9 protein-coding genes and 1 pseudogene are annotated in these 12,723 nt (G+C 46.5%); 5 read left to right on the top strand and 5 right to left on the bottom strand.

What is annotated here, in order from left to right:
* Nucleotides 1-57: 57 nt before the first annotated feature.
* From mazG to rlmD, 3 genes are read right to left on the bottom strand one after another with little or no spacing between them, the layout of a single operon-like run.
* Nucleotides 58-849: a nucleoside triphosphate pyrophosphohydrolase gene (gene mazG / locus Xedl_RS40965; RefSeq protein WP_074022970.1), complete on the bottom strand. Its 792-nt coding sequence runs from the start codon at nucleotides 847-849 to the stop codon at nucleotides 58-60.
* Nucleotides 850-865: 16 nt separating this feature from the next.
* On the bottom strand, nucleotides 866-3,103 hold the full coding sequence (gene relA, locus Xedl_RS40960; protein ID WP_074022969.1) for a GTP diphosphokinase: 2,238 nt from the start codon (nucleotides 3,101-3,103) through the stop codon (nucleotides 866-868).
* 18 nt (nucleotides 3,104-3,121) lie between these two features.
* Nucleotides 3,122-4,459 carry a 23S rRNA (uracil(1939)-C(5))-methyltransferase RlmD gene (rlmD, locus tag Xedl_RS40955; protein ID WP_074023063.1) on the bottom strand — a complete coding sequence of 446 codons (1,338 nt, stop codon included), beginning with the start codon at nucleotides 4,457-4,459 and terminating at the stop codon, nucleotides 3,122-3,124.
* A gap of 53 nt (nucleotides 4,460-4,512) precedes the next feature.
* On the opposite strand from rlmD, the gene Xedl_RS40950 reads away from it, so the two are divergent.
* Nucleotides 4,513-6,864: an ATP-binding protein gene (locus Xedl_RS40950; RefSeq protein WP_074022968.1), complete on the top strand. Its 2,352-nt coding sequence runs from the start codon at nucleotides 4,513-4,515 to the stop codon at nucleotides 6,862-6,864.
* Here the strand turns inward: Xedl_RS40950 and dgt are convergent.
* Nucleotides 6,854-8,389, bottom strand: a complete 1,536-nt coding sequence (gene dgt / locus Xedl_RS40945; protein WP_074022967.1) for a dGTPase — start codon at nucleotides 8,387-8,389, stop codon at nucleotides 6,854-6,856. The genes Xedl_RS40950 and dgt overlap by 11 nt on opposite strands.
* Nucleotides 8,390-8,524: 135 nt before the next feature.
* On the opposite strand from dgt, the gene mtnN reads away from it, so the two are divergent.
* Both mtnN and btuF read left to right on the top strand, forming a co-directional pair.
* Nucleotides 8,525-9,223: a 5'-methylthioadenosine/S-adenosylhomocysteine nucleosidase gene (mtnN, locus tag Xedl_RS40940; RefSeq protein WP_074022966.1), complete on the top strand. Its 699-nt coding sequence runs from the start codon at nucleotides 8,525-8,527 to the stop codon at nucleotides 9,221-9,223.
* Between the two features lie 26 nt (nucleotides 9,224-9,249).
* Entirely contained in the window at nucleotides 9,250-10,095 is an 846-nt protein-coding gene (gene btuF / locus Xedl_RS40935) for a vitamin B12 ABC transporter substrate-binding protein BtuF (RefSeq protein ID WP_083600281.1), read from the top strand.
* Between the two features lie 507 nt (nucleotides 10,096-10,602).
* Here btuF and erpA read toward each other — a convergent pair.
* Nucleotides 10,603-10,947, bottom strand: coding sequence for an iron-sulfur cluster insertion protein ErpA (erpA, locus tag Xedl_RS40930; RefSeq protein WP_074022964.1), 345 nt, complete (start codon nucleotides 10,945-10,947; stop codon nucleotides 10,603-10,605).
* A gap of 221 nt (nucleotides 10,948-11,168) precedes the next feature.
* Between erpA and hemL the strand changes: the two genes are divergently transcribed.
* Together hemL and Xedl_RS40920 are read left to right on the top strand one after the other, a co-directional pair.
* Complete coding sequence (gene hemL, locus Xedl_RS40925) at nucleotides 11,169-12,452, top strand: glutamate-1-semialdehyde 2,1-aminomutase (protein WP_074023061.1); 1,284 nt, start codon at nucleotides 11,169-11,171, stop codon at nucleotides 12,450-12,452.
* Between the two features lie 108 nt (nucleotides 12,453-12,560).
* Nucleotides 12,561-12,641, top strand: a pseudogene (locus Xedl_RS40920) (IS5/IS1182 family transposase); the annotation flags it as partial.
* Nucleotides 12,642-12,723: the final 82 nt, after the last annotated feature.

Raw genomic sequence — 12,723 nt, 5'->3', positions numbered from 1 at the left:
TTTAGCCGTTTAAGCGACATCCTTTTCGCTATGGCCATGCCATCAGGTTTGTGATTGCTATACCTTCTGACTTTTCACTCGCTGCCACATCGCTTCCATTTCATCTAACGTAGCCGTTTCCAGTGATAAGCCTTTGTCGAGGATCAGTTTTTCGACATTACGGAAACGATTTTCGAATTTCTGGCAGGCTTTTTGTAGTGCTATCTCTGGCTTATGTCCCAAATGACGGGATAAATTAACCACTGAAAACAGTAAATCCCCCAGCTCTTCTTCCAATCTGTCTTCGTCAACCACCACCTGTTTCGCTTCGTCCATGACTTCATCAATTTCTTCATAGACTTTGTCCAGCACCGGGCCAATGGTATCCCAATCAAAACCGACCGAAGCACAGCGTTTCTGAATTTTATAAGCCTTCATCAGAGCGGGTAAACTGGCGGGAATATCATCCAGTACCGAATGCTGATCTTTCTCCGCCCTTTCTGCGGCCTTACGTTGTTCCCAACTGCCGATTGCCTCTTCGCTGCTGATACCCGCTTGTTGATTGAAGATATGAGGATGGCGACGCTCCAGTTTGTCACACACTGCCTCACAGATATCGCCAAAATCAAATTGTTGCTGCTCCTGAGCCATCTGAGCATAAAACACGATATGAAACAGCAGATCCCCCAGCTCTTCTTTTAGCGCACTAATATCATTGCGCTCAATCGCATCAAGCACTTCATAGGTTTCTTCCAATGTATAAGGGGCAATCGTAGCGGAGGTTTGTGCCTTGTCCCAAGGACAGCCATCCTGGGGATGGCGCAACTGCGCCATAATCCCCTTTAGTCGTTCAATAGAGTTCGGTTTCATCTTAATCCAGGCTTTATCAATTACCGTGCAAACGTCTGGCTTCAATCACATCAGACAACTGGTTGAGCTTCGCCAATACCCGCCCAAGCACTTGCAAGTTATAAATCTCAATGTTCATATCAATGGTGGCAAGTTGTTGCTTAACATCACTACGGCTGCTGACGCCCAACACATTAATTTTCTCATTAGCGAGGATGGTCGTGATATCACGCAATAATCCACTGCGGTCATTGGCAACAACACGCACCACAAGTGAATAGCCGCTGGAATAACTCTCCCCCCACACTGCATCGACTATCCGTTCCGGTGAACTGGCTTCGAGTTCCGCTAACTGATCACAATCAGCACGGTGGATGGAGATCCCGCGCCCGCGTGTGATAAATCCAATAATCTCATCACCAGGGATAGGCTGGCAGCAACGGGCAATGTGGTGCATTAAATTACCCACCCCTTCCACGACAATACGGCCATTATCTTTGCTGGTATTACGTGGTGTATAGGTTTTGTTCTCCAGGTTGCGAAGCGCTTCGCGATCTTCTTCTTCTGCCGTAATTTTATTGAATTTGCTTTGCAGAAAATTTACTAACTGGTGGATGCGGATATCACCGACACCAATGCCCGCTAATACTTCTTCCAACGAGTGGACGTTATAACGGGCAATCAGCTCCTTCTCTGCTTCCTTGACCGTGAGCCCCAAATGTGCCAACTCATTGTCCAGCATCTGGCGGCCGGCAATGACGTTTTTGTCACGATCTTGTTTACGGAACCAATTGTGGATTTTTGCGCGTCCACGGCTGGTCGTTACATAGCCAAGGTTCGGGTTCAACCAGTCACGGCTTGGATTAGGTTGTTTCTGGGTAATAATTTCAATCTGATCGCCCATCTGAAGCTGATAGCTGAATGGTACGATGCGCCCACCAATTTTTGCCCCAATGCAGCGATGGCCGACATCACTGTGAATATGATAAGCAAAATCCAATGGCGTGGAGCCAATTGGCAAATCAATAACATCCCCTTTTGGCGTAAAGACATAAACGCGATCATCAAATACCTGACTGCGCACTTCATCCAGCATTTCACCGCTATCCGCCATTTCCTCTTGCCATGCGATCAATTTCCGCAGCCATGCAATGCGGCTTTCATAACTGTCGGATTTACCCCCTCCAATCGCCGTGCCTTCTTTATATTTCCAATGTGCTGCTACGCCAAGTTCCGCATCATCATGCATCTGACGGGTACGGATCTGGATCTCAAGCGTTTTGCCATTTGGCCCCAAAACGACAGTATGAATAGACTGATAACCATTCGGTTTCGGATTGGCAACGTAATCGTCGAATTCATCCGGCAAATGACGATAGTGAGTATGCACTATCCCCAGCGCTGCGTAGCAATCCTGCAAACGTTCGACAACAATCCGCACAGCACGCACGTCAAACAATTCATCAAAGGAGAGGGCTTTTTTCTGCATTTTGCGCCAAATGCTGTAAATATGTTTCGGACGCCCGTATATTTCAGCCCGAACCCCTTCTTTCAGCATATATTTACGCACAGTGGTCACAAATTTCTCGATATACTGCTCACGATCAATTCGGCGCTCATGCAATAACTTGGCAATTTTCTTATATTCATCGGGATGTAAGTAACGGAAACAGAAATCTTCCAGCTCCCATTTTAGCTGCCCAATTCCCAGTCGATTGGCAAGAGGAGCATAGATATTGGAACACTCTTTGGCCGCCAGCACCCGCTCATCTTCACTGGCGTCTTTCACTTCCCGCAAATGGGCAATGCGTTCTGCCAGCTTGATAATCACACAACGAAAATCTTCCACCATCGCCAGCAGCATCCGGCGAACATTGTCAACCTGTACCGAACAAGTCGCATCGGTATGCGTGGCTTTCAGTTGGCGAATGGCATCCATTTCCAATACCCCATGCACCAGATTCGTGATGGCCTTGCCAAATGTTTCGGTCACGGTTTCGCTATCGAGTAGCCTGGCATTAAGGATGGGAAAAAGTAGCGCGGCACGCATACTGTCATTATCCATGCTCAATGTGGACAGGATCTCCACCATTTCCACACCGCGCCATAGCAACAGTTCCGCATTGGGGTGACCCTGGACTTTTTCGTGACAATATCGCCAGGTTTCGACCAACTTTTCACTGGATTGTGGGTTAGTAATGTTTAAACTCGCGATCCATTTATCGACCGCAAATTCACCTGCCGGCGTGAGATGCGCACTTCTTACCGCAACCATAATTTCTCCCTACTCGATCTACTCGATCACCATTGGCTCACTGCTAAACAGCGCCATGGACTCTAGATGGCCTGTGTGCGGAAACATATCCAGCATCCGTACACTGACAAGATGATAACCCGCCTCCAACAAGACCTTGCTGTCCCGCGCGAGTGTGGTGGGGTTACAGGAAACGTAAACCACTTTTTCGGGGGCCAATTTTACAATATGTGGCATAACACCCGCCGCACCCGCGCGGGCGGGATCCAGCAACACTTTATTGAACCCTTGTGCTGCCCAAGGCTGCTGGTGAATATCTGATTCCAGATTTTCATGAAAAAAATCGACGTTATTAAGTTTATTGAGTCGGGCGTTATATTGCCCACTTGCCACCAGCTCAGCAACCCCTTCTACACCTACGGTTGCCTGTACTTGAGTGGCGATCGGCAAGGTAAAGTTCCCCATGCCGCAAAACAGATCCAATACTCTGTCAGTTGGTTGTAAATCCAGCCATGCCAATGCCTGTGATACCATTTGTTGGTTAACCACATCATTTACCTGAATAAAATCTTGTGGGCTGAACACCAGTTTCAATCCATTCACCTGATACCACGGTGCTGTTTGCCCTTCCATTAACGGCTCAAGGGATTTTTCATCACCCAGCAGATAAATCGCGACATGGTACTGCACCGAAAAGAGGCGCAGTGTTTCCTTATCTTCGGGCTTAAGGGGATCAAGATGGCGCAACACGACTAATGGACCACTATCAGCCAAGACCATTTCCACGTGCCCTAATCGTTTTACTGCATACAGGCTATTCAGGCACTGGGACAACGGCTGCAATAATTGTTCCAATTCAGGACGCATAACCGAACAATGTTTAATATGCACCAAATCGTTGGATTGGCTCTGGCGAAACCCCATCAATAATGTACGTTGCCTGGCGTGGTATTGCAGACCGAGCCTGGCTCTGCGCCGATAGCCATATTCTGGGCTGCGAATAATGGGATGAGCACTGATGCTAATGCCTGTTTCCCGCTGGATCAGGTGTTCCAGTACACTGGCCTTAGTTTTAACTTGCAACTCAGTGGCAACATGCTGTTGCTGGCATCCACCGCACACCTTGAAGTGCGGGCAACGAGGTGTAACGCGATGCGGGCTATCTGATAGCCTTTTCACGACCTTAGCTTTAGCAAATTGGCGTTTTTCTTCTGTCAGTTGGATTTGTGCCTGCTCATCTGGCAATAATCCTGCAATAAAGATGGTTTTTCCCTGATGGCGAGCAATGCCTTGCCCTTGTGCATCAAGGTTATCTGCGGTAACGGAAATAATGCCTCGGTTTACGGAGCGACGATTTGGGGAGTAAAATTGCACCATGATTCTGACTGACTTTGAAAAATTGAGTTCTGATTTTCCCACAATGGACGCCTATGACCAAATATAGCCTACGCACCCGTATGATGAGCCTGATATTGGTTCCTGTTTTACTGGTCGGAACGCTTGTGAGTATATCATTTATCTCATATCGCTATTACGAGTTGAAGAGCCTGATAGTCCGCAGTGGGATCAGCATTATTGAACCCTTATCCATTGCCAGCGAGGTTGGCATTAATCTGGATAATTGCCAGCAGGTTGATTCATTAATAAACAGCCTGCATCGCCGAAACTCTGAGATTGTCAGGGCAATTGCGATCTTTGATAAGCATAACAAGTTATTCGATATTTCGAATGACAAGTATGATGTCAATCGCTTGCGGCTCACTGCCAACGAAGCCATGCCGACAACCTTGGCCAAAACGGAATACGGCAACAGTATCATCCTGAAGATGCCCATTATCTCAGGCAACTCTTCTTCTAATCCCTGGAACACATCCACCAGCGATACGCCGCCGATTGGCTATATCGCCATTGATTTGGACTTACGCGTTGCCCAGCTCCAGCAATACAAAGAGATTGCCACCTCCATCATTCTGCTGATTTTGTGCCTTGGAGGCACAGCCTTATTTGCCCATGTGCTGGTGCGCAAAGTTACCCAGCCCCTCAACTGCATGGTTAAAGCCGTCGATCGCATCCGTCAAGGGCAACTGAACAGCCGTGTGACAGGGGCTATGCCTGGGGAATTAGCCGCGCTCCAAAATGGCATTAATACCGTGGCAGAATCGCTCTCGCAATATAAAGATGAGATGCAACTTCATATTGATCAAGCTACTTCCGACCTACAAATTACGATGGAGCAGTTAGAAATCCAGAATGTTGAACTGACTATCGCTAAAAAACGCGCACAAGAGGCGGTCAGGATCAAAACCGAATTTCTGGCCAATATGTCCCATGAATTACGCACCCCGCTTAATGGGGTCATTGGCTTCACCCGCCAGATGTTGAAAACCCCCATTACACCACAACAGATGGAGTATCTGTATGTCATTGACAGATCGGCTAATAACCTGCTGAAAATCATTAATGACATTCTGGACTTCTCACGGCTGGAATCCAATAAACTGGTATTGGATCAAGTGCCTTTTCTATTAAGGGATACTGTCAATGAAGTTATTGAACTGCTAACGCCTGCTGCCAACGCGAAAAATCTTCCCCTGCATCACCATATTGATGAAAAATTACCTAATCTGATGATTGGTGATCCCATTCGCTTACAGCAAATACTGACTAACCTGATTGGCAATGCCATTAAATTCACGGATAAAGGCCGCGTGATGCTGGATATCACATTACGCCAGCAACACCACCATCTTATACAGATCGATTTTACTGTGACTGATACAGGTATCGGTATTAAACCAGAATACCGCCCGATTCTGTTCCAGGCCTTCAATCAAGCAGATGCCAGCATTACCCGCCATTACGGGGGAACCGGACTGGGATTGAGTATCACTAAGCGATTGGTCAGTGAAATGAAAGGAGACATTGACTTTACCAGTGAAGTCGCTAAAGGGACGGTATTTTACTTTGATATCTGGCTGGAAAAAGATGAATATTCATTCGGATCATTGCCAGAGTATCTGCCAATCTATCCGGCATCATCGCGTTTACCCATGACCGTTATGGCCGTGGATGATAATCCCGCTAACCTGAAATTGATCGGCACACTGCTCAATGAACTCGTTGAGAATGCCTTGCTGTGCAGTAATGGCATGGAGGCACTGGAAATAGCAAAACAACATGCGCTGGATCTGATTCTGATGGATATTCAGATGGCGGATATGGATGGTATCCAAACCTCTAAGCAAATCCAACAACTCCCCCAACATCAGGAGACACCGATTGTGGCTGTTACGGCCTTTGCCTGCCACGAGGCAAAGAATGCCCCGTTTATTGACTGTCTTTCTAAACCCCTGGATGAAAACTGTCTGAAAACATTGCTGAACCAATACTGCCAGCAGAAAAAACCACAAGCCATTGATTGGGAGATAGCGTTACAGCAAACTGCCGGCAAAGCATCATTGGCGCGGGAGATGCTAGAAATGCTGGTAAAATCATTGCCCGACATGAAGAGCATGATTAAACAGGCTTTAACCGCCGATGGTGAGGCTATCCGCAAACACTTTCAGCATCATGTCCACCAACTGCACGGCAGTTGCTGCTACAACGGTGTGCCTAAACTGAAAGCAATTTGCGAACTGGTTGAAAAACAACTGCACCAAGGGGTTGCCCTGGCCGATCTGGAACCAGAATTACTGGAATTCATCGACGAGATCAATCATGTCATGGCAGCCGCTCCCGCTATACTTGAGGCTACTATGCCACTCGAACCCGTTACTTTGTGACCATAAACTTACGATATTCTTCGTAAGCATAATTATCCGTCATGCCACTGATATAGTCCTGAATAAGACGTGCCCGATAATAAAACTCAATCACCTCTTTTTCAGCCTCATCAGTGGCAACAATGCCTTCCACGGCCTCACCATAAGCTAAACGATGCTTGGTCGAAAGTTTGTGCAACAAGCGTGTTTCAATAAAATATTGTTTGTGGAAATTATTTTGGTTCAGTTCCATAAAATCCTGACGAGGTAACTCCAGCAAAGGGCTATATACATCCAGCAATCCGGTAATAATTCGGTATCCCTGTAACTCCAATTCTTCCACTTCAGGATGATTGAAAACCCGTTTACGGGTGACATTCTTTAAGGTTTTCAACAAACGATGCTCTTCCCCATTTCCTTCCAACAGGGCGTGATTAAATGTACCTGCATAAATTTCAGGCAAGTGTTCAATAAACAATTTGGCGGTATAAGGCACCAATTTACCGGTAATAAACACCCGTAAATACATGAAAAATTGTTCGTGGATATTACGACGAGCTTCGTTATTGGTGGTTTTCTTGTAGGCTTGTATCACCGTAGATTCGAACAAATCACCCTTCTGGTATCCTCCGTTTTCTTCCCACTCTTTTTTCAGGTATTCCACCAGTTGTTCGACGTTAAAAATGCCCTTTTCAACCGCATCATCTAAATCGGCAATGCAATATGAAATATCATCTGCGGCCTCCATAATGTATGTCAGCGGAAAGCGACAGAATTCCCCCATTTGCAGTTCTTTTTTCAATTCACGGATAAAGCTCTCTTCTGACCAGTAGTAACCTATTTTTTTCATCAGGTAACTGAATGCAGCAGGGGTTTCTTCCAGACGATAGGCCGGACAGGTATATTTCAATATGCAGCCGATCTGGGCATAAGTGAGATTCAAACGCAGCAGATTATGTGCCAGACGGATAGCCTGGGCATTACCTTCAAACTGACATAAATCTCTGCGCAATTGCCGACGGAAGAGATCTTTCTTTTCTTCTCCCGTCAGGCGCAATGCCGCGACCTTACAAGCATCCAGCCTATGCTCCATTTTCGGCAAATGGGGTGAATCGTCAGGATCTAATCGGCGGGAGAACCAATCTTTAATCGCTGCCTCGCCAAAATGGCCAAATGGGGGATTGCCAATATCGTGCATCAGGCAAGCCATCTCAATCAGGCTTTCAAAAGCAAGTAGACGATCATTCAACCCATATTTTTCCAATAAGTTCTGCTTTGCCAGCTCCGCGATAATCGTTTTTGATATATAGCGTCCTATTTGCTGCACTTCGAGCGAATGCGTCAGCCGGCTGCGTACAGCCGCATTGCGTTCTAATGGAAATACCTGTGTTTTCTGTTGCAACCGCCGAATCGCGGCTGAGTTGATGATCCGCCCACGATCACTTTCAAATTGGCGAATCACTTGCTCTTCATCATCGGGATGAATGGAAGATTTACTGAACTTACGTTGGTAATTCAACTTCTGCTTGAAATCAATATTAGACATTAATCCCCCATGCTAAATGAAACGATTATTTAGAACCGGAATCTGCGGTAAATAGCTATTCAATGATACACTCGCCGATTAAATCAGCCTGTAAATATAGGCATCAATCCATGAATAACAAGCGAGTATGACACAATGAAAATAGGTGTAATAGGTGCAATGGAACAAGAAGTGACTTTATTGCGTGACCAGATTGAAGGTCTGCAAACCTTGTCACGAGGTGGATGCGAAATTTATACCGGCAAACTGAATGGCGTTGATATCGCCTTGTTGAAATCGGGTATTGGTAAAGTTTCCTCCGCACTTGGCACCACCTTATTAATTGAGCATTGTCAGCCAGATATCGTGATTAACACGGGTTCAGCCGGTGGCCTTGACCCTAAACTGAAAGTGGGAGATATCGTGGTTTCCGAAGAAGTTCGCTACCATGACGCCGATCTTACCGCTTTCGGCTATGAAGCGGGACAAATGGCGCAATGCCCAGCCGCGTTTATTGCTGACGATAAATTGATCGCCTTGGCGGAAAAATGTATTCAGTCTCTTGATCTGAATGCCGTTCGGGGTCTGGTTTGCAGCGGTGATGCCTTTATCAATGGTTCAGAGCCATTGGCTCGCATTCGTTCTACTTTCCCGAAAGTGGCTGCGGTTGAAATGGAGGCGGCCGCCATTGGTCATGTTTGCTATCAATATAATATTCCCTTTGTTGTCGTCCGTGCGATTTCTGACGTTGCCGATCAAGAGTCCCATATCAGTTTTGATGAATTTTTGGTGGTCGCGGCGCGTGAATCGACACGGATGGTCAATGCCATGCTGACCGAACTGAGTAAACAGTAGTCCATATGTAAAGTGGAGCATCGATAATGCAATCATGGTTGAAAATAATTTCCCATCGATCCATTTGGCTGGCATTCTTATTCTTTTTGTATAGCTTTTGGTCTGGTTTCAGTGCTCCACTTTATGCGGCAGCGTCCCGTGTTATTAGCCTTGCCCCATCAACGACAGAGCTGGCCTATGCTGCGGGGCTGGGCGACCAGCTTATCGCTGTTAGCGCTTACTCTGATTATCCCGCAGCAGCCAAAAAGTTAGAACAAGTTGCTGATTGGCAAGGCGTCAATGTTGAACGGATCATCGCCCTGAAACCTGACCTGATTCTGGCATGGCGTGGCGGTAATCCCCAACGTCCTTTGGAACAACTCGCAGCTTTCGGCATCCCCATTTTTTATTCGGATGTGAAAAAAGTAGAAGATGTTGCGTCAGAACTGGAACGACTGGCTGCCTATAGCCCACACCCCGATATGGCTAAGCAATCAGCCACCGATATTCGCGCTAAGTTCAATCAATTAAAACAAAAGTATGCCAATCTGAACCCTAAGCCCGTGTTCTTGCAGTTTGGCACGCATCCGATTTTTACTTCCTCTAGCCATACCCTCCAAAGTGAAATTGTCTCCGTATGTGGCGGTAAAAATATTTTCGCTGATAGCCCCATTCCGTGGCCGCAGGTTAACCGTGAGCAAGTACTTACCCGCAAACCGGAAGTGATCATCATCGGCGGAACGGAAGAGCAAAAACAGCAGGTTGCCGATTTTTGGCGGCCACAAATGAATGTCGCTATTATCGCCCTGAACGATGACTGGTTTAGCCGTGCAGGACCGAGGGTTATTTTAGCGGCAGAACAGCTTTGTCAGCAGTTGAATCGTCCTAACTAAAATAATCTATCTTTTTATCTCAGTGTGTTTTTTCAGCACGCCATGAGCATTGGCGCCAGATGCGGTGACAAGGAAGCAGATAATTACCGCATCTCTTGTGCAATCGTTCTTGATCGCTTGATTCAGGCTATTTGTAGTGATCAAGAAATTCCGGACACATTTCTGGCCTCTTCCCACTGCCTTTCGTATTCAGCAGGAGAAATTCTCCCATTAAAACTATGAGGACGGATGTATTTCAGCGGGTGAATCTATGCGTTTTCATGCCAATTGTTGCCATGCTTACGCTAACTCAGGTGAAAACCCCGTTGTTATCCATAATCTTATTCACTATCCGCATCATTCAAAATAGCCATCGTGGAAACGATGGGATTATTGGGATTATTGGGATTATTGGGATTATTGGGATTATTGGGATTATTGGGGGAGGTTACTTTCATTTCTCGCAAATAGCCTCCTGTTTGGGAGGCTATTTATTACAATCATTGATTACAACAGTGAGTTTTCCAATCAGACACTGAAAGAAGAGCCACAACCACAAGTGGTTTTTGCATTCGGATTGGAAACAACAAAACGGGAACCTTCCAACCCTTCGGTATAATCCACACAAGCGCCTACCAGATATTGCAGACTCATGGGGTCAATAACCAATTCAACCCCTTGTTTCTGAATGGTCATATCACCTTCGTTAATTTGGTCATCGAAAGTGAAACCATACTGGAAGCCGCTACAACCACCACCGGTAATGTAAACCCGCAGGCGCAAGTTCGGGTTATCTTCATCAGCAACCAGTACTTTGACTTTATTGGCTGCGGCATCAGTAAACTGCAAAGGCAATGCAGCATCATCGCTCATATTTTTACTCCAGTCCGGTTCTCCGGTAAAAATTCTCGGAAAGTTATTTTATGCTTTCTGATCAGTTAGCCGAGATTATCCAATACCTGACTGATTCGTTCAAGTTTTGTCACATGAACGCCGTAATCCGAATGATGAGAAGATATGATAATTTGGCTTCCCTATCGGGGTAATTTAGAATGGAATTCCCATATCCCGCTATTTTTCAGGAGCTTTTATTAATGAGCCAGTCCGAAACACTTTACTCTCAGGCAAAACATGTGATCCCTGGTGGCGTCAATTCACCTGTACGTGCTTTTAACGGTGTTGGTGGGACACCTGTTTTTATTCAACGTGCTAATGGCGCTTATCTTTATGATGTTGATGGTAATGCCTATATCGATTATGTCGGTTCATGGGGACCAATGGTTCTTGGGCATAACCATCCGGCTATCCGCAACGCCGTTATTGAGGCTGCGGAACGTGGTTTAAGTTTTGGCGCACCAACCGCCGCCGAAGTGGAAATGGCAAAACTGGTCACTGAACTGGTGCCTTCCATGGATATGGTTCGTATGGTGAATTCAGGTACAGAAGCCACCATGAGCGCCATTCGTCTGGCTCGTGGTTATACCCAACGTGACAAAATCATTAAATTCGAAGGTTGCTATCACGGCCATGCCGATTGCTTACTGGTCAAAGCGGGATCGGGTGCCCTGACTATCGGTCAGCCAAACTCTCCAGGCGTACCCGCTGATTTCGCTAAACACACCCTGACTTGTGTTTATAATGATCTGAACTCTGTCCGTGAAGCCTTCGAAAAATACCCAGCAGAAATCGCCTGTATTATCGTCGAGCCTGTCGCAGGTAATATGAACTGCATTCCACCGTTACCAGAATTCCTGCCGGGTCTGCGTAAGCTGTGTGATGAATTTGGTGCGCTGCTAATCATTGACGAAGTGATGACCGGTTTTCGTGTCGCACTAGGTGGTGCGCAAGAATATTACGATGTTAAGCCAGATTTGACATCCCTTGGCAAAATCATCGGCGGCGGTATGCCTGTAGGTGCTTTTGGTGGCCGTCTGGAAATCATGGAAAAACTGGCTCCAACTGGCCCGGTTTATCAGGCCGGAACCCTTTCGGGCAACCCCATCGCGATGGCGGCTGGCCTTGCCTGCCTGAAAGAAGTGGCTCAGGTTGGTGTTCATCAACGCTTGAGCGAACTGACCGACAAACTGGCGGCTGGTTTAAAAAGTGCGGCATCAGCAGCCGGCATCCCGCTGGTAGTAAACCACGTTGGCGGCATGTTCGGTATCTTCTTTACTGATGCGGAAAGCGTTACCTGTTATCAGGATGTCATGAAGTGTGATGTAGAACGTTTCAAGCAGTTCTTCCACTTGATGCTGGATGAAGGTATCTATCTGGCTCCTTCTGCGTTTGAAGCAGGCTTTATGTCCATCGCTCATTCAGAGGAAGATATCCAACGTACTGTTGATGCGGCGGCACGTTGTTTTGCAAAACTGAAATAAAATATTCAACTTCCATTCAACTTCTCGGAAATCTCAGACGTCACTGTTTTCCATTTCAATGGCGTCTGGATAAATAGCCCGTATCGCCTGAATAGCTGACATCACCGCCAACATAGTTCGGGCGCCACCACAAAGAAAGATGAAACCATCAGAAAAAACCGAGGAAGACTCTCGACCAAAATCCATTTAAATACCGTCATTGAGTGGGAAATGCATTTGCCAGAATTAAACATTTTCGTGCAATAGAGAATAATCAATCAAATGCCTGCCC

It is taken from the genome of Xenorhabdus eapokensis, from assembly GCF_001908105.1.
Note: the sequence above shows the minus strand (reverse complement) of the source record. Positions and strands in the feature narration are given on the sequence as shown.